Origin of the sequence: Streptomyces sp. NPDC058470 (assembly GCF_042721055.1) — a bacterium.
GTDB lineage: Bacteria > Actinomycetota > Actinomycetes > Streptomycetales > Streptomycetaceae > Streptomyces.
In genome coordinates, this window is the sequence record NZ_JBHXMF010000057.1 from 15,924 (window position 1) to 37,447 (window position 21,524).

Annotated in this window: 19 protein-coding genes; 16 read left to right on the forward strand and 3 right to left on the reverse strand. The window is 69.6% G+C overall.

The genetic code is table 11. From position 1 onward, the window contains the following. Positions 1–30: 30 nt before the first annotated feature. Entirely contained in the window at positions 31–687 is a 657-nt protein-coding gene (locus ACFWP7_RS33225) for a potassium channel family protein (RefSeq protein ID WP_384389154.1), read from the reverse strand. A gap of 67 nt (positions 688–754) precedes the next feature. Here ACFWP7_RS33225 and ACFWP7_RS33230 point away from each other — a divergent pair, with 67 nt between their 5' ends. Continuing rightward, positions 755–1,318 carry an HIT family protein gene (locus ACFWP7_RS33230; RefSeq protein WP_384389157.1) on the forward strand — a complete coding sequence of 188 codons (564 nt, stop codon included), beginning with the start codon at positions 755–757 and terminating at the stop codon, positions 1,316–1,318. Positions 1,319–1,537: 219 nt separating this feature from the next. Here ACFWP7_RS33230 and ACFWP7_RS33235 read toward each other — a convergent pair whose 3' ends face one another. Beyond that, a complete protein-coding gene (locus ACFWP7_RS33235; protein ID WP_384389160.1) occupies positions 1,538–3,232 on the reverse strand; it encodes a hypothetical protein in 1,695 nt (564 codons plus the stop codon). A 150-nt stretch (positions 3,233–3,382) separates the two neighbouring features. Beyond that, positions 3,383–5,581, reverse strand: coding sequence for an elongation factor G-like protein EF-G2 (locus tag ACFWP7_RS33240; protein WP_384389163.1), 2,199 nt, complete (start codon positions 5,579–5,581; stop codon positions 3,383–3,385). Positions 5,582–5,800: 219 nt separating this feature from the next. On the opposite strand from ACFWP7_RS33240, the gene pgsA reads away from it, so the two are divergent. From pgsA to ACFWP7_RS33315, 15 genes are all read left to right on the forward strand, one after another. Next, entirely contained in the window at positions 5,801–6,529 is a 729-nt protein-coding gene (gene pgsA / locus ACFWP7_RS33245; RefSeq protein WP_384389262.1) for a phosphatidylinositol phosphate synthase, read from the forward strand. Then, complete coding sequence (locus tag ACFWP7_RS33250; protein WP_384389166.1) at positions 6,526–7,485, forward strand: phosphatidylinositol mannoside acyltransferase; 960 nt, start codon at positions 6,526–6,528, stop codon at positions 7,483–7,485. The genes pgsA and ACFWP7_RS33250 overlap by 4 nt, the downstream gene beginning before the upstream one ends. Continuing rightward, positions 7,482–8,642, forward strand: a complete 1,161-nt coding sequence (locus tag ACFWP7_RS33255; protein ID WP_384389169.1) for a glycosyltransferase family 4 protein — start codon at positions 7,482–7,484, stop codon at positions 8,640–8,642. Before ACFWP7_RS33250 ends, ACFWP7_RS33255 begins: the two co-directional genes overlap by 4 nt. A gap of 140 nt (positions 8,643–8,782) precedes the next feature. Then, entirely contained in the window at positions 8,783–9,328 is a 546-nt protein-coding gene (locus ACFWP7_RS33260) for a hypothetical protein (protein ID WP_384389172.1), read from the forward strand. A 131-nt stretch (positions 9,329–9,459) separates the two neighbouring features. Next, positions 9,460–10,383, forward strand: a complete 924-nt coding sequence (gene pdxS, locus ACFWP7_RS33265; RefSeq protein WP_384389175.1) for a pyridoxal 5'-phosphate synthase lyase subunit PdxS — start codon at positions 9,460–9,462, stop codon at positions 10,381–10,383. A 6-nt stretch (positions 10,384–10,389) separates the two neighbouring features. Beyond that, positions 10,390–10,995 (forward strand): pyridoxal 5'-phosphate synthase glutaminase subunit PdxT, encoded by a 606-nt coding sequence (gene pdxT, locus ACFWP7_RS33270; RefSeq protein ID WP_384389178.1) that lies wholly within the window; start codon positions 10,390–10,392, stop codon positions 10,993–10,995. A 73-nt stretch (positions 10,996–11,068) separates the two neighbouring features. Continuing rightward, positions 11,069–11,821, forward strand: a complete 753-nt coding sequence (locus tag ACFWP7_RS33275; protein WP_384389181.1) for a YebC/PmpR family DNA-binding transcriptional regulator — start codon at positions 11,069–11,071, stop codon at positions 11,819–11,821. Positions 11,822–12,016: 195 nt separating this feature from the next. Further along, positions 12,017–12,634 (forward strand): crossover junction endodeoxyribonuclease RuvC, encoded by a 618-nt coding sequence (gene ruvC, locus ACFWP7_RS33280; protein WP_384389184.1) that lies wholly within the window; start codon positions 12,017–12,019, stop codon positions 12,632–12,634. Further along, positions 12,631–13,245: a Holliday junction branch migration protein RuvA gene (gene ruvA, locus ACFWP7_RS33285; RefSeq protein WP_384389187.1), complete on the forward strand. Its 615-nt coding sequence runs from the start codon at positions 12,631–12,633 to the stop codon at positions 13,243–13,245. Before ruvC ends, ruvA begins: the two co-directional genes overlap by 4 nt. Positions 13,246–13,333: 88 nt before the next feature. After that, positions 13,334–14,404, forward strand: coding sequence for a Holliday junction branch migration DNA helicase RuvB (gene ruvB, locus ACFWP7_RS33290; protein ID WP_384389190.1), 1,071 nt, complete (start codon positions 13,334–13,336; stop codon positions 14,402–14,404). A 163-nt stretch (positions 14,405–14,567) separates the two neighbouring features. Beyond that, positions 14,568–15,095, forward strand: coding sequence for a preprotein translocase subunit YajC (gene yajC / locus ACFWP7_RS33295; protein ID WP_384389193.1), 528 nt, complete (start codon positions 14,568–14,570; stop codon positions 15,093–15,095). Positions 15,096–15,236: 141 nt separating this feature from the next. Next, positions 15,237–17,027 (forward strand): protein translocase subunit SecD, encoded by a 1,791-nt coding sequence (gene secD / locus ACFWP7_RS33300; RefSeq protein WP_384389196.1) that lies wholly within the window; start codon positions 15,237–15,239, stop codon positions 17,025–17,027. Position 17,028: 1 nt separating this feature from the next. Continuing rightward, positions 17,029–18,144, forward strand: a complete 1,116-nt coding sequence (gene secF, locus ACFWP7_RS33305; RefSeq protein WP_384389199.1) for a protein translocase subunit SecF — start codon at positions 17,029–17,031, stop codon at positions 18,142–18,144. After that, a complete protein-coding gene (locus ACFWP7_RS33310; RefSeq protein WP_384389202.1) occupies positions 18,141–18,680 on the forward strand; it encodes an adenine phosphoribosyltransferase in 540 nt (179 codons plus the stop codon). The genes secF and ACFWP7_RS33310 overlap by 4 nt, the downstream gene beginning before the upstream one ends. A gap of 205 nt (positions 18,681–18,885) precedes the next feature. Continuing rightward, a complete protein-coding gene (locus tag ACFWP7_RS33315) occupies positions 18,886–21,417 on the forward strand; it encodes a RelA/SpoT family protein (RefSeq protein WP_384389204.1) in 2,532 nt (843 codons plus the stop codon). The last annotated feature ends 107 nt before the right edge of the window (positions 21,418–21,524 follow it).

Sequence of the window (21,524 nt, forward strand, 5' to 3'; positions counted from 1 at the left end):
ACCCGTCCTCGAGGCCCCCGGGGAGCTCCTTCAGCTCCCCGGGGGCTTTTCGTATCCCTCACGCGAGAACACCTGCAGCAGCCACGACGAGAACGACCCCGTCACCGCGCCGAGAAGCGCGAGGCCACACGCCATCAGTCCGACCGCGATCGTCCGCCCCGCGGGCGTCACCGGCGCCACATCCCCGTATCCGACCGTCGCGAGCGTCGCGCAGGTCCACCACACCGCGTCACCGAAGGTCCGTATCGTCGCGCCCGGCGCCGCATGCTCCTGCTGGTAGACGGCGAGGGCGCCGGCGAACCCGAGCAGTGCGACAGACAGGCCCGCGTACACGATCACCCGTGAGTACAGGGCGAGCCGGGGCTCCCCACGCCGACGCTGTACGGCCTCGTAGACCTTGACGACGCGCAGCGGACGCAGCAGCGGCAGGACCACGACCACAGCGTCCAGCCAGTGCGTCCGTACGAAACGGGGCCCCTGTCCGCTCAGCCGGCAGCGCACGGCGTAGTCGACGACGAACACCGTCCAGGAGGCGAACAGAACGGCAAGGCAGATGTCCCGCCGGCCGGTGGGCAGACCGTGTGCCAGGACGCGGACCGCGTACGCGGCGAGGTACAGCACCGAGGTCAGGCCGAGCGGGATCTCGGTGAGCCGCTCCCAGCGGTCCTTGCGGCTGTCGTCGTCCATCGCCCCAGCTTGGCCGTGGACCCTTTTGTTCGGCACCCGCCGACACGCCGCGAACGGGCGAAGCAATATGCTGCATCTCATGACGAGTGAGCCGGAGCAGCAGATCGGAGTGGGTACCCAGGACGCGTTCCAGCGCCTGTGGACGCCCCATCGGATGGCTTACATCCAGGGTGAGAACAAGCCCACCGGCCCCGGGGCCGACGACGGTTGCCCCTTTTGCTCGATCCCCGCCAAGTCCGACGAGGACGGGCTCATCGTCAGGCGCGGCGAGCAGGTCTACGCGGTGCTCAATCTCTACCCCTACAACGGCGGCCACCTCATGGTCGTGCCCTACCGCCACGTCGCGGACTACACCGACCTGACCGCCCCGGAGACCGCCGAACTCGGCGAGCTGACCAAGCAGGCGATGACCGCCCTCCGTACGGCCTCAGGCGCACACGGCTTCAACATCGGCATGAACCAGGGCAACGTCGCAGGCGCAGGCATCGCCGCCCACCTCCACCAGCACATCGTCCCCCGCTGGGGCGGCGACACGAACTTCATGCCGGTGGTGGGCCACACCAAGGTCCTGCCCCAACTCCTGGCAGACACCCGCACGATGCTGGCGGAGGCGTGGCCGACGGCTGCCTGACGCCACAACGGGAACCCGCACCCGTACGGCGGCGGAGGCACTTGTGGCCCCCGCACGACGGTGCAAGGGGACGTGCCGGAATGTCCGCCCGCAGCGGCTGGCGCGTCAACACCGCCCCTTACCAAGCAACCGATTCCGCGCCCGACCGAGGACTGATGGTCCGGCACGGCCCCGACCCACCACAGACCGCAGGCGCCCCCGCGCACCAGCCGTCAGCCGCTACGCGTCGTACACATCAGCCTTCCGAGGCATCGGATCCTGCACCGCAGTGCTCAGGAACGAAGACCGGTTCCCGAACTGCTCCGTGTCGACCCCGTTCTCCTCAAGCACCTTGATCGAGGCGGAGTGCACCACGCGCAGCACCGGCGCCGCGGCCCGCAGGGCGTCGTCGGCCATGAAGCGATGCCGCCACGGCTGGTCGGCCCAGGCGTGCCGCAGCCCGAAGGGCTCGGGGAGCACCAGCGTGCCGCCGAGCCAGTTGAGCAGCGGCGGATACCAGGTCAGCGGAGCGCGGGCCGCGAGCCGCACGACCTCGTCGGTGGTGACCAGCGGCAGATTCACCTTGCGGGTCTCCCAGAACTTGACCGCCTTCGCGACCTCTTTGGTCGGGGCCTCGGGCTTGCTGGTGAACAGGGAGTTCACCGGCCCCAGGGCATGCCCGGTGACCTCGATCCGCAGCGTCTGGTGCAGCACGGTCACGGTGATCAGCATGGTGATGACCAACTGGCCGTCCCAGAGCGTCCACTGGACTCCGAGGTAGTGCCGGTCACCGCTGCCGAACTGCTGCTTGTTGCAGATGTCCTGTATGGCGTGGTTCTTGATCGTGTACGCGTCCACGTCCGTACCGCCCGGCCGCGACACCGCCTTGGCGTTCTCGCCGATCGGCGTCACGATCCAGTGCTTGATCGTCGGCTTGGTGAAGCCACCGGTGTTGAGCGGCCCGCGCTCCAGCATGCGGAGCTGGTCGTGGATGGACCGGATGACGTCCCAACTCCGGAACGGGTGGATCTCCTTGGCCGCGTCGCGCGCCACCAGCTCCTCGGCGAGCTGCCAGCTGCCCCACCGGGTGCCCATGCCGAGTATGCCCTTGGGCCCGGCGTAGAAGACGGAGTTGGACTGCTGCTCGGCGCTGAGCCGGGCCAACTCCTGCCGCAGCCGCTCGGCCGCGGACTCACCCGGGCTGCCGGGCACCGCCTCGGGGATCTTCGCGCCGATGGCACCGCCGGACAGGAGACTGCCCCAGCGCCCGCGCAGGTCCTTGGCGGTGCGCTCGCAGATCTGCTTGGCCCAGAGCCAGCCGACGACCGGGAGGATGACCGACGCACGTGCGTACCAGCCCCAGAAGCCGGTGAACGGCATTTTGACGAGGAAGAGCACGGCCAGGGCACCGACGGCGACCAGGAGCGTGGTGGCCAGGGCGGAGGCCCGCTTGTCCGCGGTCCTGGCGATGGTGGACCGGATCTGGAAGACCAGCAGCCATATCAGCAGTCCGGGCAGGAAGAGCACACCGCACAGCACCATCACGGCCGACAGCCAGTTGTCGCGCTCGCGGCGGATGCGGTTCGCCGCGAGGCAGTGCTCCACCACGACCTGCGGCTCGGTGCCGAAGGACTGGATGAGCGGCTTGCGGCCGGCGCCCAGCATGCGGTCCTGCACCGCCCGCGCGAAGGCCTCGCCCAGGTTCGGCGAAAAGAGCTTGATCCTCGGCGGATTGAGGGTGGACTTGTGCCATTCGTTGTCGGCCTTGAGGATCTCCTCGACCCCGCTGTCCCGGTACGACGCCGAGGCGAGGGCATAGGTCGCGGCCGACTGTCCCTCGGAGCCCGAGAGCGGCACCTGCGCCCCAGGAGTGAAATCGAAACCGTCGAACGCCACTTCCGCCCCCCAATGCCGCTGTTCCGCTCCTGCGGCCATTCCCGACTTCCGTGCCTCGCACACCTGTTGATCAGGTCATCGTCTTGATCAGGTTCTCAGAGTATCCGCCGAGGCCGACATTCGTCGGCGGACGACCGAAGCCGTCCGCCGACCCGAAGGGGAATCCGGACCACTCGCACCGCAGGCGAACTACGAAGCATCCCGAGCCTGTTCACGAATCCTCTCGGCGATCTGAGGCGGCATCGGCTCATGCCGCGCGTAACTGCGGCTGAAGCGCGCCGTACCGTGCGAGAGGGAGCGCAGGTCGACGGCGTACCGCCCGATCTCGATCTCCGGCACCTCGGCCCGTACGAGCGTGCGCCCGCCCCCCGCCTGCTCGGTCCCGACGACCCGGCCGCGCCGCCCCGACAGGTCACTCATCACGGCACCCACATAGTCGTCGCCGACCATGACGGTCACCTCGGCCACCGGCTCCAGGAGATGGATCCTGGCGTCGGCCGCGGCCTCACGCAGGGCGAGCGCGCCCGCGGTCTGGAACGCGGCGTCGGAGGAGTCCACGGAGTGCGCCTTGCCGTCGAGCAGGGTGATCCGGATGTCGTTGAGGGGATGGCCGGCGGCCACTCCCTTGGCGGCCTGGGCGCGTACGCCCTTCTCGACGGAGGGGATGAACTGCCGTGGCACCGCGCCGCCGACGACCTTGTCCACGAACTCGATGCCGGAGCCGTTCGGCAGCGGCTCGACCTCGATCTCGCAGATCGCGTACTGGCCGTGCCCGCCGGACTGCTTCACATGGCGCCCACGTCCGGCGGCCCGGTCCGCGAACGTCTCACGGAGGGAGACCTTGTACGGGATCACGTCGACCTGCACGCCATAGCGGTTGCGCAGCCGTTCCAGGGCGACGTCCGCGTGGGCCTCGCCCAGGCACCACAGGACGACCTGGTGGGTGTTCTGGTTCTGCTCCAGGCGCATGGTGGGGTCCTCGGCGACCAGCCGGCCCAGGCCCTGCGAGAGCTTGTCCTCGTCGGCCTTGCTGTGTGCCTGGATGGCGAGCGGCAGCAGCGGATCCGGCATCAGCCAGGGCTCCATCAGCAGCGGGTTGTCCTTGGCCGAGAGGGTGTCGCCGGTCTCGGCCCGGCTCAGCTTCGCCACGCACGCCAGATCGCCCGCGATGCAGTGCGTGAGGGGACGCTGCTGCTTGCCGAAGGGCGCGGACAGGGCACCGACGCGTTCGTCGACGTCGTGATCCTCATGGCCTCGATCGGTCAGCCCGTGCCCGGAGACGTGCACCGTCTCGTCGGGGCGCAGGGTGCCCGAGAAGACCCGTACGAGCGAGACACGGCCCACGTAGGGGTCGGATGCCGTCTTCACGACCTCCGCGACCAGCGGCCCGTTCGGGTCGCAGGCACTGACCTCGCGCGCCCTGCCGTCCGGCGTGGTGACCGTGGGCGCCTCGCGCTCCAGCGGGGTCGGGAAACCGCCCGTGACGAGTTCGAGGAGTTCGACCGTGCCGAGGCCCTGGCGGGCGCCGTCGGCGGCGGGCGCGGCGGCCAGCACCGGGAAGAAGACTCCGCGCGCCACGGCCCGCTCCAGGTCCTGAACCAGCGTCTTGAGGTCGATCTCCTCGCCGCCGAGATAGCGGTCCATGAGGGTCTCGTCCTCGCTCTCGGCGATGATCCCCTCGATCAGCCGATCCCGCGCCTCCTCGATGAGCGGCAGCTGATCGGGGCCGGGCTCGGCCTCCTTGCGCTCCCCGGAGGAGTAGTCGAAGAGGCGCTGGGACAGCAGCCCGATCAGCCCGGTCACGGGTGCGTGCCCGTCCGGCCCCGGTGCGCCGTGCAGGGGCAGATACAGGGGCAGTACGGCGTCGGGGTCGTCCGCGCCGAAGACCTCCGCGCATCTCCGTGTCATCTCGTCGAAGTCCGACCGGGCGGATTCGAGATGGGTGATCACGATGGCCCTCGGCATACCGACGGCCGCGCACTCCTCCCACACCATCCGGGTCGAGCCGTCCACCCCGTCCGAGGCCGAGACGACGAAAAGGGCCGCGTCCGCCGCTCGCAGACCGGCCCTCAGTTCCCCGACGAAATCGGCGTATCCGGGGGTGTCCAGAATGTTGATCTTGTATCCGTCCCAGTCGACGGGTACCAGGGAGAGCTGCACCGAGCGCTGCTGCCGGTGCTCGATCTCGTCGTAGTCGGAGACGGTGCCGCCGTCCTCCACGCGGCCCGCCCGGTTCACCGCTCCCGCGGTCAGCGCGAGAGCCTCCACCAACGTCGTCTTGCCCGATCCGCTGTGGCCGACCAGCACCACATTCCGTACGGACGCGGGGTGGTCGGCCGCCGTAGCCCTGCCGGCGGCTCCGGGGTGTGCGTTCGCCTTGTCGCCCATGGCCTTGCCTCCCGTACACGGTGAGGTCACTGTGGGCGCGGACATACCGAAGCCGCGTGCGGTGGCGGCTCCGGTGACGCCCGCGGTGCCTTCGAGCTTTCCACTCGTGTCACGGTGCGTCCATACAGCGGACGTGATCGCGCCACGGGACCGGCGTGATCACGCCGGGACACGGTGGCGCGGGTGCCCGACCGTCGCACAAGCGCGCGCGTGGCTACGATGGGCCAGCCGGTGGCCAGCAGGGGCCGCGCGGCGACACCGACCCTCGGGAAGGCCATGCTGAACAAGTACGCGCGTGCATTCTTCACGCGTGTCCTCACACCGTTCGCCGCGTTTCTCATCCGCCGGGGGGTAAGCCCCGACACGGTCACCCTCCTGGGTACGGCCGGAGTGGTGGCGGGCGCGCTGGTCTTCTTTCCCCGCGGAGAGTTCTTCTGGGGCACGATCGTGATCACGCTCTTCGTGTTCTCGGACCTCGTCGACGGGAACATGGCGCGCCAGCTCGGCCGCTCCAGCCGCTGGGGTGCCTTCCTGGACTCGACGCTCGACCGGGTCGCCGACAGCGCGGTCTTCGGCGGGTTCGCGCTCTGGTACGCGGGCAGCGGCGACAACAACGTCCTGTGCGCCGTCTCGATCTTCTGCCTGGCCAGCGGCCAGGTGGTCTCGTACACCAAGGCCCGTGGCGAGTCGATCGGGCTGCCGGTCGCGGTCAACGGACTGATCGAGCGTGCCGAGCGACTGGTGATCTCACTGGTCGCGGCGGGCCTCGCGGGCATGCACAAGTTCGGGATCCCGGGCATCGACGTACTGCTGCCCATCGCCCTGTGGATCGTCGCCGTCGGCAGCCTGGTCACGCTGATCCAGCGCGTGGTGACGGTGCGCAGGGAGTCCGCGGAGGCGGACGCCGCGGCCGCGGCCGAGGTCCGGAGCAGCGGGGCCCCGTCGTGAGCGGTCTCCAGGACCGGCTGACGGACGGGGCGTACGCGCTCGGCTGGAGCACCGTCAAGAAGCTCCCCGAGCCGGTCGCCGTGCGGCTGGGCCGGACGATCGCCGACATCGCCTGGAAGAAGCGCGGCAAGGGCGTACGGCGGCTTGAGAGCAACTACGCGCGCGTGGTGCCCGACGCGACCCCGGAGCGGCTCGCCGAGCTCTCCAGGGCGGGCATGCGCTCCTATCTGCGCTACTGGATGGAGTCCTTCCGGCTTCCGGCCTGGAGCAAGGAGCGCGTGAAGGCGGGCTTCGAGGTGAAGGACGAGCACTACCTCACCGACGGGATCGCCTCCGACAAGGGCGTCATCCTCGCGCTGCCCCACATGGGCAACTGGGATCTCGCGGGCGCCTGGGTCACCACCGCACTCGACACCCCCTTCACGACGGTCGCCGAGCGGCTCAGGCCCGAGTCGCTGTACGACCGTTTCGTCGCCTATCGCGAGGGCCTCGGCATGGAGGTCCTGCCGCACAGCGGTGGCACCGCGTTCGGCACGCTGGCCAGGCGGCTGCGCGACGGCGGCCTGGTCTGTCTGGTCGCCGAGCGCGACCTGTCCGCGTCCGGCGTCGAGGTCGACTTCTTCGGCGAGGCGACCCGGATGCCGGCCGGACCGGCGCTGCTGGCCCAGCAGACCGGCGCCCTGCTCCTTCCCGTGACGCTCTGGTACGACGACTCGCCCGTGATGCGGGGCCGTGTACATCCCCCTGTCGAGGTCCCCGAGGCAGGCACCCGGGCCGAGAAGACGTCTGTCATGACACAGGCGCTGGCCGACGCCTTCGCCACCGGGATCGCCGACCATCCGGAGGACTGGCACATGCTCCAGCGCTTGTGGCTCAAGGACCTCGATCCTGAGAGGGATCCCCAGAAGGGCCCTGACCAGGGTCCCGAGCAGTATCCACAGAAGGGGACCCCGTGAGGATCGGCATCGTCTGCCCGTACTCCTGGGATGTGCCGGGCGGCGTCCAGTTCCACATCCGTGATCTGGCCGAGCACCTCATCCGCCTCGGACACGAGGTGTCCGTCCTCGCCCCCGCGGACGACGAGACCCCCCTGCCGCCGTACGTCGTCTCGGCGGGCCGAGCGGTTCCCGTGCCGTACAACGGCTCGGTGGCGCGCCTGAACTTCGGCTTCCTGTCGGCGGCCCGGGTACGGCGCTGGCTGCACGACGGCACCTTCGACGTGATCCACATCCACGAACCGGCCTCGCCGTCGCTGGGCCTGCTGGCGTGCTGGGCCGCGCAGGGCCCCATCGTCGCCACCTTCCACACCTCCAACCCGCGCTCCCGGGCGATGATCGCCGCGTACCCGATCCTGCAGCCCGCCCTGGAGAAGATCCGCGCGCGGATCGCGGTGAGCGAGTACGCGCGCCGCACCCTGGTCGAGCACCTGGGCGGCGACGCGGTCGTCATCCCGAACGGCGTCGACGTCGACTTCTTCGCCCGCGCCGAGCCCAAGGCCGAGTGGCAGGGCGAAACCATCGGCTTCATCGGCCGGATCGACGAGCCCCGCAAGGGCCTGCCCGTCCTCATGAAGGCCCTGCCGAAAATCCTGGCGGAGCGCCCGCGGACCCGGCTCCTGGTCGCGGGGCGCGGCGACGAGAAGGAGGCCGTCGAGGACCTTCCGGAGGAGATGCGTTCGCGGGTCGAGTTCCTCGGCATGGTCAGCGACGAGGACAAGGCACGCTTCCTGCGCAGCGTCGACGTCTACGTGGCGCCCAACACCGGCGGCGAGAGCTTCGGGATCATCTTGGTGGAGGCCCTTTCGGCGGGGGCGCCGGTGCTGGCCTCCGACCTCGACGCGTTCACGCAGGTGCTGGACCAGGGCGCGGCCGGCGAGCTGTTCGCCAACGAGGACGCGGACGCGCTGGCCGCCTCCGCCGTACGGCTCCTCGGTGATCCCGCGCGTCGAGCGGAGCTGCGCGAGCGGGGGAGCGCACACGTACGACGGTTCGACTGGTCGACCGTCGGGGCGGACATTCTGTCCGTGTACGAGACGGTGACGGACGGGGCTGCCGCGGTGGCCGCCGATGAACGGACGGGTCTGCGGGCGCGGTTCGGGCTGGCTCGGGACTGAGGGGGACGGGCTGAGGGGGTCCGGCCCTTTCAGGGAGCGGACGGTCCGTGCGCCCGCGCGCGGGTGGACAGTTCACTTCTTCAACTGCCCGTGTCCGGGCCCTCGAAGAGCTGGGCCCCTGCACAGGTAGCCTTCCGCCCGTGACCCCAACCCTCATCTGGACCCTCGTCGGCCTTGTCGCGATCGGCCTCTACCTGAGCTGGACCGCAGGGCGGCTCGACCGGCTGCACGCCCGGATCGACGCGGCCCGCGCCGCCCTCGACGCGCAGCTGCTGCGCCGGGCCTCGGTCGCCCAGGAGCTGGCCACGTCCGGAGTCCTCGACCCGGCCGCGTCGATCGTGCTGTACGAGGCGGCGCACGCGGCCCGGCAGGCCGAAGAGGAGCAGCGGGAGGTGGCCGAGAGCGATCTGAGCCAGGCGCTGCGGGCCGTGTTCGGCGAGGTGCAGCAGGTCGAGGCCGTGCGGGCCGCGCCCGGTGGCGAGGAGGCCGCCGGGGAACTGGCCCAGGCGGTGCGGCGGGTGCCGATGGCGCGGCGCTTCCACAACGACGCCGTACGGGCCGCCCGGGCGCTCCGCGAGCACCGTGCGGTCCGCTGGTTCCATCTGGCCGGGCATGCGCCGTTTCCGCTGGCCTTCGAGATGGACGACGAGCCCCCGGTGGCCCTGGCGGACCGTCCGACGAGCTGAGCGTGTGGGTTCCTCGCCCCCGAGGCGAAGAAAAATGAGCCACCGCCTCCCCATTGGCCCTTGCTGTGGCCTGGTTCACTCGCGTTTCCTCGGTAGTGCAGAAACCCTCTTTCACCGAGCGAGGTCAACCCGTGTCCAGCACACTCTCCAACTCCGCACAGCCCACTGAAACCACTGCGACCGGCACCGCGCGCGTGAAGCGCGGCATGGCCGAGCAGCTCAAGGGGGGTGTGATCATGGATGTGGTCAACGCCGAGCAGGCGAAGATCGCCGAGGACGCGGGTGCCGTCGCCGTCATGGCCCTTGAGCGCGTCCCGGCCGACATCCGCAAGGACGGCGGCGTGGCCCGCATGTCGGACCCGACCATGATCGAGGAGATCATCGACGCGGTCTCGATCCCGGTCATGGCCAAGTCCCGTATCGGCCACTTCGTCGAGGCCCAGGTCCTCCAGTCCCTCGGCGTCGACTACATCGACGAGTCCGAGGTCCTCACCCCGGCCGACGAGGTCAACCACTCCGACAAGTGGGCGTTCACGACCCCCTTCGTGTGTGGCGCCACCAACCTGGGCGAGGCCCTGCGCCGGATAGCCGAGGGCGCCGCCATGATCCGCTCCAAGGGCGAGGCCGGCACCGGCAACGTCGTCGAGGCGGTCCGCCACCTGCGCCAGATCAAGAACGAGATCGCCAGGCTGCGCGGTTACGACAACAACGAGCTGTACGCCGCCGCCAAGGAGCTGCGCGCCCCGTACGAGATCGTGCGCGAGGTCGCGGAGCTCGGCAAGCTGCCGGTCGTGCTGTTCTCCGCCGGTGGTGTCGCGACCCCCGCCGACGCCGCGCTGATGCGCCAGCTCGGTGCCGAGGGCGTCTTCGTCGGCTCCGGCATCTTCAAGTCCGGCGACCCGGCCAAGCGCGCCGCCGCCATCGTGAAGGCCACCACCTTCTACGACGACCCGAAGATCATCGCGGACGCGTCCCGCAACCTGGGCGAGGCCATGGTCGGCATCAACTGCGACACCCTCCCCGAGGCCGAGCGCTACGCGAACCGTGGCTGGTAGTCACCCATGAGCACTCCTGTCATAGGCGTCCTGGCTCTCCAGGGTGACGTACGGGAGCACCTGATCGCCCTGGCCGCGGCTGACGCCGTGGCCAGGCCGGTGCGGCGTCCCGAGGAACTCGCCGAGGTCGAGGGTCTTGTCATCCCCGGCGGCGAGTCCACCACCATCTCCAAACTGGCCGTCCTGTTCGGCCTGATGGAGCCCCTTCGCGCGCGCGTGCATGACGGCATGCCGGTATACGGCACCTGCGCGGGCATGATCATGCTCGCCGACAAGATCCTCGACCCGCGTTCGGGCCAGGAGACCGTCGGCGGCATCGACATGATCGTGCGCCGCAACGCCTTCGGACGTCAGAACGAGTCCTTCGAGGCGGCGGTCGACGTCACGGGTATCGAGGGCGATCCTGTAGAGGGCGTCTTCATCCGTGCTCCCTGGGTCGAGTCCGTGGGCGCCGAGACCGAGGTGCTCGCGGAGCACGAGGGCCACATCGTCGCCGTACGGCAGGGCACTGCGCTCGCCACGTCGTTCCACCCTGAACTGACCGGGGACCACCGCGTGCACGCCCTGTTCGTCGACATGGTGCGCGCGGACCGGGCACCGGAGTCCTTGTAGGATCTGGGGATCCCCCAGGCTCCCGAAGCTCGGGGAGTTCGTACAGGATGGGTTACGCGAAGGAGACAGGCAGATGTCCGGCCACTCTAAATGGGCTACGACGAAGCACAAGAAGGCCGTGGTCGACGCCAAACGCGGCAAGCTCTTCGCGAAGATGATCAAGAACATCGAGGTCGCGGCCCGCACGGGCGGCGCCGACGTGTCCGGCAACCCGACGCTGTTCGACGCCATCCAGAAGGCCAAGAAGAGCTCGGTTCCGAACAAGAACATCGACTCCGCGGTCAAGCGCGGCGCCGGTCTCGAAGCCGGTGGCGCCGACTACGAGACAATCATGTACGAGGGTTACGGCCCGAACGGTGTCGCGGTGCTCATCGAGTGCCTCACCGACAACCGCAACCGAGCCGCCTCGGACGTCCGCGTCGCCATGACGCGCAACGGCGGCAACATGGCAGACCCGGGCTCCGTCTCGTACCTCTTCCATCGCAAGGGCGTCGTGATCGTCCCCAAGGGTGAGCTGAGCGAGGACGACGTCCTGGGTGCCGTGCTCGACGCGGGCGCCGAGGAGGTCAACGACCTCGGTGACTCCTACGAGGTCATCTCCGAGGCCACCGACCTGGTCGCGGTGCGCACCGCGCTCCAGGAGGCGGACATCGACTACGACTCCGCCGAGGCGAACTTCGTCCCGGCCATGCAGGTCGAGCTCGACGAAGAAGGCGCCCGGAAGATCTTCAAGCTGATCGACGCCCTCGAGGACAGCGACGACGTGCAGAACGTCTTCGCCAACTTCGACGTGAGCGACGACGTCATGGCGAAGGTAGACGCCTAGGACCTGTCGTGATTTCGGTGGGCCGGCGGGACACGTCCTGCCGGCCCACCGTCGTTGTCGGTGGCAACGGATAGCCTGGCGAGGACAGATGATGATCGTCGGCCGCGGACCGTAACCACCAATTGAGCAACCACGATGGCGATCAGTCACTTCCGCGAGAGCGGCGGCGGTTCAGCCGCAAAAGGGAGGGTTTCAGTGCTGGTACTGGGTGTTGACCCCGGGCTCACACGGTGCGGTGTCGGCGTGGTCGAAGGTGTCGCGGGCCGGCCCCTCACCATGCGCGGCGTCGGAGTCGTACGCACCGCGGCGGACGCCGAGTTGGGACTGCGCCTTGTCGCCATCGAGCAGGGCATCGAGCAGTGGCTCGATGAGTACCAGCCCGAATTCGTCGCCGTGGAGCGGGTGTTCAGCCAGCACAACGTCCGTACGGTGATGGGCACCGCCCAGGCCAGCGCGGTCGCCATGCTCTGCGCCGCCCGGCGTGGCATCCCGGTAGCCCTGCACACCCCGAGCGAGGTCAAAGCGGCCGTCACCGGCCAGGGCCGCGCGGACAAGGCCCAGGTCGGGGCGATGGTCACCCGCCTCCTTCGCCTGGACGCGCCGCCCAAGCCCGCCGACGCCGCGGACGCCCTCGCCCTCGCCATCTGCCACATCTGGCGCGGGCCCGCCCAGAACAGGCTGCGGCAGGCCGTCGTGCAGAACCGGCTCCAGCAGGCCCACGCCCTGCACGCATCGCAACAGGCATCGAGACAGGCAGCGCAACCCGCAGCACAGCCCGTATCGCCACCCGCATCGAAAGGCCGTACCGCATGATCGCCTTCGTCAGCGGCCCGGTCGCCGCCCTCGCCCCCGACTCGGCGGTTCTCGAGGTCGGCGGCATCGGCATCGCCGTCCAGTGCACGCCCAACACGCTCTCCGGTCTCCGCATGGGACAGCCCGCGAAGCTCGCCACCTCCCTCGTCGTGCGCGAGGACTCACTGACCCTGTACGGCTTCGTGGACGACGACGAGCGGGGGACCTTCGAGCTGCTGCAGACCGCGAGCGGCGTCGGCCCCCGGCTCGCCCAGGCGATGCTCGCCGTGCACACGCCGGACGCCCTGCGCCGCGCGGTGTCCACCGGTGACGAGAAGGCGCTCATGGCCGTCCCCGGCATCGGCAGGAAGGGCGCGCAGAAGCTCCTCCTGGAGTTCAAGGACCGGCTCGGCGCGCCCGTCGGCACCGGCACGGGCACCGGAATCGGCGCCCCGGTCAGCACCGGCTGGCGCGACCAGCTGCACGCCGCGCTGATCGGCCTCGGGTACGCGACGCGCGAGGCCGACGAGGCCGTCTCCGCGGTCGCTCCGCAGGCCGAGGCCGCCGAGGGCACACCGGAGGTGGGCAGACTCCTGAAGGCCGCCCTGCAGACCCTGAACCGAGCCCGCTGAGCCGGCGGCCCCCAGCGGCTACGCCACGGCCGGACCCCGGCCGGAAGCGGCACCCGGCCCACCTACGATCACTCGCGAGGCACACGCAATGAACTGGGACGACCCGACCGACGAAGCCGCCGACGAGCGGCTCGTCGGAGCGTCCGCCGACCGCGAGGACCAGGCTGTCGAGGCCGCGCTGCGCCCCAAGGACCTGGGCGAGTTCATCGGCCAGGAGAAGGTCCGTGAGCAGCTCGACCTCGTCCTGCGCGCCGCACGCGCGCGCGGCGCCACAGCCGACCATGTGCTCCTCTCGGGCGCTCCCGGACTCGGCAAGACCACCCTCTCGATGATCATCGCGGCCGAGATGGATGCCCCCATCCGCATCACCAGCGGCCCCGCCATCCAGCACGCCGGCGATCTCGCCGCGATCCTCTCCTCGCTCCAGGAGGGCGAGGTGCTGTTCCTCGACGAGATCCACCGCATGTCCCGGCCCGCCGAAGAGATGCTCTACATGGCGATGGAGGACTTCCGCGTCGACGTCATCGTCGGCAAGGGCCCCGGCGCCACCGCCATCCCGCTCGAACTGCCGCCCTTCACCCTGGTCGGCGCCACCACGCGCGCGGGCCTGCTGCCACCGCCGCTGCGCGACCGCTTCGGCTTCACCGCGCACATGGAGTTCTACGAGCCCGCCGAACTGGAGCGGGTCATCCACCGTTCGGCGAACCTGCTCGACGTCGAGATCGACACCGTGGGGGCCGCCGAGATCGCGGGCCGCTCCAGGGGTACCCCCCGTATCGCCAACCGCCTGCTGCGTCGCGTCCGCGACTACGCGCAGGTCAAGGCCGACGGCTTCATCACGAAGGACATCGCCTCGGCGGCTCTCGCCGTGTACGAGGTGGATGCGCGCGGCCTCGACCGCCTGGACCGCGGAGTGCTCGAAGCCCTGCTCAAGCTCTTCGGCGGCGGTCCGGTCGGCCTGTCCACACTGGCGGTCGCGGTGGGGGAGGAGCGTGAGACCGTGGAGGAGGTCGCCGAGCCCTTCCTCGTACGGGAGGGACTGCTCGCCCGTACCCCCCGTGGCCGGGTGGCGACACCGGCAGCATGGGCACATCTCGGGCTCACCCCGCCCCGTCAGTCAACCGGCGGAAACGGACAACAGGACCTGTTCAGGGCGTGACGGCGCTGGTCCTGTACGGGGAAGGAACCCCGGTGTGATGCTGAGCGTTGTTCCATCAGTGCGGACTCGCTTAGACTCCGCCGATGCCGCCCTTGTCGGCGGTGCACACCCCCCATCCAACAGGCCGCTCACCATCGCGGTCGACTGAAGGAAGTTCCGACCCGTGAGTCTCGTGACCCTCCTCCCGTTCATCGTGCTCATCGGGGCGATGTTCCTGATGACCCGCTCGGCCAAGCGCAAGCAGTCGGCGGCCGCGCAGATGCGCAGTGACATGCAGCCCGGTACCGGCGTCCGCACGATCGGGGGCTTGTACGCGACGGTGAAGGAGGTCAACGAGGAGACGGTTCTTCTTGACGCGGCCCCCGGCGTAGACCTCGTCTTCGCCAAGAACTCCATCGGCGCCGTCCTGTCCGACGACGAGTACAACCGCATCGTCCACGGCGTCGAGCACGACCTGAAGTCCGATGGCACCGTCGTCCCGGACGACGCGTCCTCCCTCACCGAGACCGACGAGCCCGCCGCCGACGCCTCTTCCGATGCTTCCGACGACAAGCCCATCGACCTCGGCAAGAAGGACGCCGTGGACGAGCCGGCCGACGAGCCCGCCGACGCGAAGGCCGACGAGCCCGCGGAGGCCAAGGCCGACGAAGCAGAGCCGAAGAAGACCGACGGCGAGTCCGGCGCGAAGTAGGCACACCCCCAGGCCGCGGCGCGATCCGCTCGCGCCCCGCCGCCGAGGGGATGTGCGGTCCTCGCACGGAATCGCGACACCATGTCATGGCCGCCCGCGCGCTCACCCGGCGTGAGGCGGCCCGAGAGGGAGTACGAGAAGGTGGCAGCACCGAAGAAGGGCCGGAGCGCGAGCGCCCAGAGCAGGCCGGGGCGCTCGCTGGCCCTCATCCTGATCGCCATCGTGGCGCTCACCGGGGGGATGTTCCTCTCCGGGCACACCACTCCGCGTCTCGGTATCGACCTCGCCGGCGGCACGAGCATCACGCTCACGGCGAAGAACGAGCCGGGCCAGCCGAACGCGATCAACAAGACCAACATGGACACCGCGGTCGACATCATGAACCGCCGTGTCAACGGTCTTGGCGTCTCCGAGGCAGAGGTTCAGACCCAGGGCTCCAAGAACATCATCGTCAACATCCCCAAGGGCACGAACTCCGAGCAGGCCCGGGAGCAGGTCGGCACCACCGCCAAGCTGTACTTCCGTCCCGTCCTGGCCACCGAGGTCTCCGGGGCCGACGCGTCGGCCAGCCCGTCCCCGAGCGCGTCCAGCAGCGCTTCGAGCAGCTCGTCCCCGAGTGCGTCCAGCAGCGCGTCCCAGGAAGCCACCGACAAGGCGACCTCCGCCACCCCGTCGGCCACCGCCACCTCCCAGGGCCGCGCCGTCACCGACGCGCTGAAGGCCGACAGCACGCCGTCGGCCACCACCTCGGCCAGCCCTTCGGACAGCGCCGCGCCCTCCGACAGCGCCACGCCGTCCGCGACCGAAAGCGTCGACGCCGCGACCGCCAAGCTCCAGGCCGACTACACCGCGCTCGACTGCACCGACAAGGCGGCCCGCGCCACGGCCGGCGAGGGTGCCAAGCCCACGGACTCCACCGTGGCCTGTGGTCAGAACTCCTCGGGCCAGTGGCAGAAGTACGTCCTCGGCCCGGCCGCGGTGTCGGGCACGGACATCAAGTCGGCCGACGCGGTCTTCGACACCCAGGGTGCCGCAGGCTGGAAGGTCACCATGGACTTCACGTCCGGTGGCTCCAAGAAGTTCGCCGACATCACGGGCCAGCTCGCGCAGAACACCACCCCGCAGAACCAGTTCGCCATCGTCCTGGACGGCGAGGTCGTCTCCGACCCGTTCGTCAGCCAGGCGCTGACCGGCGGCAGTGCGGAGATCTCCGGCACCTTCGACCAGACCGAGGCGCAGGACCTGGCGAACATGCTGAAGTACGGCGCCCTGCCGCTCAGCTTCACGGAGTCCAGCGTCACCACGGTGACCGCCGCGCTCGGTGGCGAGCAGCTGCACGCCGGTCTGATCGCGGGCGCGATCGGCCTGGCCCTGGTCGTCATCTACCTGGTGGTCTACTACCGGGGCCTGTCGATCATCGCCATCGCCTCGCTGCTGGTCTCGGCCGTCCTGACGTACGTGATCATGTCGCTGCTCGGTCCGACCATCGGGTTCGCCCTGAACCTTCCGGCGGTCTGTGGTGCGATCGTCGCGATCGGAATCACGGCGGACTCGTTCATCGTGTTCTTCGAAAGGATCCGCGACGAGATCCGTGAAGGGCGCTCGCTGCGCCCGGCCGTCGAGCGTGCCTGGCCACGCGCCCGGCGCACCATCCTGGTCTCCGACTTCGTGTCGTTCCTCGCCGCCGCGGTGCTCTTCATCGTCACCGTCGGCAAGGTCCAGGGCTTCGCGTTCACGCTCGGCCTGACGACGCTGCTCGACGTGGTCGTCGTCTTCTTCTTCACCAAGCCGCTGATGACGATCCTCGCCCGCAGGCAGTTCTTCGCGAGCGGTCACACCTGGTCCGGTCTCGACCCGAAGCGACTGGGTGCCAAGCCGCCACTGCGCCGCACCCGTCGTCCCTCCGCCCCCGTCGACACGAAGGAGGCGTGAGATGTCGAAGCTCGGCACCCTCGGCGCCCGGCTCCACCGCGGTGAGATCGGCTACGACTTCGTCGGCAAGCGCAAGATCTGGTACGGCATCTCGATCCTGATCACCATCACGGCCATCCTCGGCCTGACGGTCAGGGGCCTGAACATGGGCATCGAGTTCCAGGGCGGAGCCGTCTTCACCACCGAGAAGACCAGCATCTCGGTCAGCCAGGCCGAGACGTATGCGGAAACGGCCTCCGGGCACGACGCGGTCGTCCAGAAGCTCGGCAACGGCGGACTGCGCATCCAGATCGCCGGCATCGACACCGGCAAGTCCGACGAGATCAAGACCGTTCTCGCCAAGGACCTGAACGTCGACCCGGAGAAGATCGCCGCCGACCTGGTCGGTCCCAGCTGGGGTGAGGACATCGCAAACAAGGCCTGGCAGGGCCTGGTGATCTTCATGATCCTCGTCGTGATCTATCTGGCGATCGCCTTCGAGTGGCGCATGGCCGTGGCCGCGCTCGTCGCCCTGATCCACGACATCACCATCACGGTCGGCGTCTACGCCCTGGTCGGCTTCGAGGTCACCTCGGGCACGGTGATCGGTCTGCTCACGATCCTCGGTTACTCGCTGTACGACACCGTCGTCGTCTTCGACAGCCTCAAGGAGCAGACGAAGGACATCACCAAACAGACCCGCTGGACCTACAGCGATGTCGCCGACCGCTCGATCAACGGCACGCTGGTCCGCTCCATCAACACCACGGTGGTGGCGCTCCTGCCCGTCGGGGCCCTGCTGTTCATCGGTGGCGGTGTCCTCGGCGCGGGCATGCTCAACGACATCTCGCTGTCGCTGTTCGTCGGCCTCGCGGCCGGTGCGTACTCCTCGATCTTCATCGCCACGCCGCTCGTCGCCGACCTCAAGGAGCGCGAGCCGCAGATGAAGGCCCTCAGGAAGCGCGTACTCGCCAAGCGGGCCCAGGCCGCGGCGAAGGGCGAGTCCGTGGAGGAGCCGGTCGTCGAGGAGGAGTTCGACGACGACGAGGAGGACGCCGCCCCGGCGGTCGTCGGCCCGCGCAACCAGCCCGCGTCCCGCAACCGGGGCCGTGGCCGGCCTTCGGGGAAGCGCCGATGACCGGTATCGAGGAGCTGCTCCTCAGCCGCATCCGCGATGTCCCCGACTACCCGAAGCCGGGCGTGGTGTTCAAGGACATCACCCCGCTTCTGGCGGACCCGGCCGCGTTCACGGCGCTCACCGACGCCCTGGCGGAGCTCAGCCTGCGGCACGGCGCCACGAAGATCGTCGGCCTGGAGGCCCGGGGCTTCATCCTCGGCGCCCCCGTCGCCGTCCGCGCGGGCCTCGGCTTCATCCCCGTACGCAAGGCGGGCAAGCTCCCCGGAGCGACCCTGAGCCAGGCGTACGAGCTGGAGTACGGCTCGGCCGAGATCGAGGTGCACGCCGAGGACCTGGCCGCGGGCGACCGCGTCATGGTCGTCGACGACGTCCTCGCCACCGGCGGCACCGCCGAGGCCTCGCTCGAACTCGTCCGCCGGGCGGGCGCCGAGGTCGCGGGCGTCGCCGTGCTGATGGAGCTCGGCTTCCTGGGCGGCCGCGCCCGCCTGGAACCGGCCCTCGCGGGCGCTCCGCTGGAGGCGCTGCTCCAGCTCTGAGGGCAACCGCGAGGAAGGCCTCAGGAAAGGCCTGGGACACCCGTAGGACACCGCGGAGGCGGGCCCGGAGGAATCCGGTGCCCGCCTCTGGTGTTTCACCTGTACGAACAGTCTCACTGGCCGAAAGAGAGCCCGAAGCCCAGGATCGCTACCATGGGGGTCCGGAGCCTGACCGGGGGACCCGGAACGCGCACGAGGAGCCCTCTTGCCAGACGAGGCCCAGCCACTCATCGCCGCCAAGCCCGAACCGACCTCGGGCCCCGTGGCCACGCCCGCGAAGGACACCGGCCGCGGGCCGATCGAGCACGCCCAGTCCGCACCGGACGACAAGGCGGCCGAGCAGCCACGGCCCAAGCCGGCTCCTCCCGAGGCCGACCGTCCGGCGAGCACTCCGGTGGTCCGTCCGGCGGCGGCGGGCCAGCCCGCCCGTACCGGCGGCGGCTCCTCCAACCGTGTGCGTGCCCGCCTCGCGCGGCTCGGCGTGCAGCGCTCCAACCCGTACAACCCGGTTCTGGAGCCGTTGCTGCGGACAGTGCGCAGCAACGACCCGAAGATCGAGACGGCGACGCTCCGGCAGGTCGAGAAGGCGTACCAGGTCGCCGAGCGCTGGCACCGCGGCCAGAAGCGCAAGAGCGGCGACCCGTACATCACGCACCCGCTCGCCGTGACCACCATCCTCGCCGAACTGGGCATGGACCCGGCCACGCTGATGGCGGGCCTGCTGCACGACACCGTCGAGGACACCGAGTACGGCCTGGACACCCTCAAGCGCGACTTCGGCGACCAGGTCGCCCTGCTCGTCGACGGTGTCACCAAGCTCGACAAGGTCAAGTTCGGCGAGGCCGCGCAGGCCGAGACCGTGCGCAAGATGGTCGTCGCCATGGCCAAGGACCCCCGCGTCCTGGTCATCAAGCTCGCCGACCGTCTGCACAACATGCGCACCATGCGCTATCTCAAGCGCGAGAAGCAGGAGAAGAAGGCGCGCGAGACCCTCGAGATCTACGCGCCGCTCGCCCACCGGCTGGGCATGAACACCATCAAGTGGGAGCTGGAGGATCTCGCGTTCGCGATCCTCTACCCCAAGATGTACGACGAGATCGTGCGCCTGGTCGCCGAGCGCGCCCCCAAGCGCGACGAGTACCTCGCCATAGTGACCGACGAGGTCCAGTCCGACCTGCGCGCGGCCCGCATCAAGGCGACGGTCACCGGCCGCCCGAAGCACTACTACAGCGTCTACCAGAAGATGATCGTCCGCGGCCGTGACTTCGCGGAGATCTACGACCTGGTGGGCATCCGCGTCCTGGTCGACACGGTTCGCGACTGCTACGCGGCGCTCGGCACGGTGCACGCGCGATGGAACCCGGTCCCCGGCCGGTTCAAGGACTACATCGCGATGCCCAAGTTCAACATGTACCAGTCGCTGCACACGACGGTGATCGGCCCCAACGGCAAGCCCGTCGAGCTGCAGATCCGCACCTTCGACATGCACCGTCGTGCCGAGTACGGCATCGCCGCGCACTGGAAGTACAAGCAGGAGCCGTCCGCCGGCGCCTCCAAGGTGCGCACCGATGCGCCCAAGGCTCTGGGCAGGGACAAGGACGGCGTCAACGACATGGCGTGGCTGCGCCAGTTGCTCGACTGGCAGAAGGAGACCGAGGACCCCAGCGAGTTCCTGGAGTCCCTGCGCTTCGACCTGTCCCGCAACGAGGTCTTCGTCTTCACGCCTAAGGGCGACGTGATAGCGCTTCCGGCGGGCTCGACCTCGGTGGACTTCGCGTACGCGGTCCACACGGAGGTCGGCCACCGCACGATAGGCGCACGGGTCAACGGACGCCTGGTCCCGCTCGAATCCACCCTGGACAACGGCGACTTGGTGGAGGTCTTCACCTCCAAGGCGGCCGGTGCGGGCCCCTCCCGCGACTGGCTGGGCTTCGTGAAGTCCCCCCGCGCGCGCAACAAGATCCGCGCCTGGTTCTCCAAGGAGCGCCGCGACGAGGCGATCGAGCAGGGCAAGGACGCCATCGCCCGCGCGATGCGCAAGCAGAACCTGCCGATCCAGCGCATTCTCACCGGCGACTCCCTGGTCACGCTGGCGCACGAGATGCGCTACCCCGACATCTCGTCCCTGTACGCGGCGATCGGCGAGGGCCATGTCGCCGCGCAGAGTGTCGTGCAGAAACTGGTGCAGGCCCTCGGCGGCGAGGAGGCGGCCACCGAGGAGATCGACGAGAGCGTCCCGTCCCCCCACGGTCGCGGCCGCAAACGCCGCTCCAACGCCGACCCCGGTGTGGTCGTGAAGGGCGTCGACGACGTGTGGGTCAAGCTCGCCCGCTGTTGTACGCCGGTACCGGGCGACCCCATCATCGGCTTCGTCACCCGCGGCAGCGGCGTCTCCGTGCACCGCAACGACTGCGTCAACATCGAGTCGCTGTCCCGCGAACCCGAGCGCATCCTCGAGGTCGAGTGGGCGCCCACCCAGTCCTCGGTCTTCCTGGTCGCCATCCAGGTCGAGGCACTGGACCGCTCCCGGCTCCTGTCGGACGTCACGCGCGTCCTGTCGGACCAGCACGTCAACATCCTGTCGGCGGCCGTCCAGACATCCCGCGACCGGGTCGCCACATCCCGGTTCACCTTCGAGATGGGCGACCCGAAGCACCTGGGGCACGTCCTGAAGGCGGTCCGGGGCGTCGAAGGCGTCTACGACGTGTACCGCGTCACCTCGGCCCGCAGGCCGTAACCGGGCACTACGTAGAGGGGCTCCCGTACGCAACGTACGGGAGGCCCGCGACGTAGCGGCGGGTAAACCGGCCGCCGCTGTTGGCGGGGAGGTACGGGCTCATCCGG

Coding starts and splice junctions, on each gene's coding strand:
- pdxT (WP_384389178.1), top strand. CDS start 10,390: ATGAGCACTCCTGTCATAGGCGTCCTGGCTCTCCAGGGTGACGTACGG.
- ACFWP7_RS33235 (WP_384389160.1), bottom strand. CDS start 3,232: ATGGCCGCAGGAGCGGAACAGCGGCATTGGGGGGCGGAAGTGGCGTTC.
- ACFWP7_RS33275 (WP_384389181.1), top strand. CDS start 11,069: ATGTCCGGCCACTCTAAATGGGCTACGACGAAGCACAAGAAGGCCGTG.
- pgsA (WP_384389262.1), top strand. CDS start 5,801: ATGGGCCAGCCGGTGGCCAGCAGGGGCCGCGCGGCGACACCGACCCTC.
- ruvB (WP_384389190.1), top strand. CDS start 13,334: ATGAACTGGGACGACCCGACCGACGAAGCCGCCGACGAGCGGCTCGTC.
- ACFWP7_RS33310 (WP_384389202.1), top strand. CDS start 18,141: ATGACCGGTATCGAGGAGCTGCTCCTCAGCCGCATCCGCGATGTCCCC.
- ACFWP7_RS33230 (WP_384389157.1), top strand. CDS start 755: ATGCTGCATCTCATGACGAGTGAGCCGGAGCAGCAGATCGGAGTGGGT.
- ACFWP7_RS33240 (WP_384389163.1), bottom strand. CDS start 5,581: ATGGGCGACAAGGCGAACGCACACCCCGGAGCCGCCGGCAGGGCTACG.
- secF (WP_384389199.1), top strand. CDS start 17,029: ATGTCGAAGCTCGGCACCCTCGGCGCCCGGCTCCACCGCGGTGAGATC.
- ruvA (WP_384389187.1), top strand. CDS start 12,631: ATGATCGCCTTCGTCAGCGGCCCGGTCGCCGCCCTCGCCCCCGACTCG.
- ACFWP7_RS33225 (WP_384389154.1), bottom strand. CDS start 687: ATGGACGACGACAGCCGCAAGGACCGCTGGGAGCGGCTCACCGAGATC.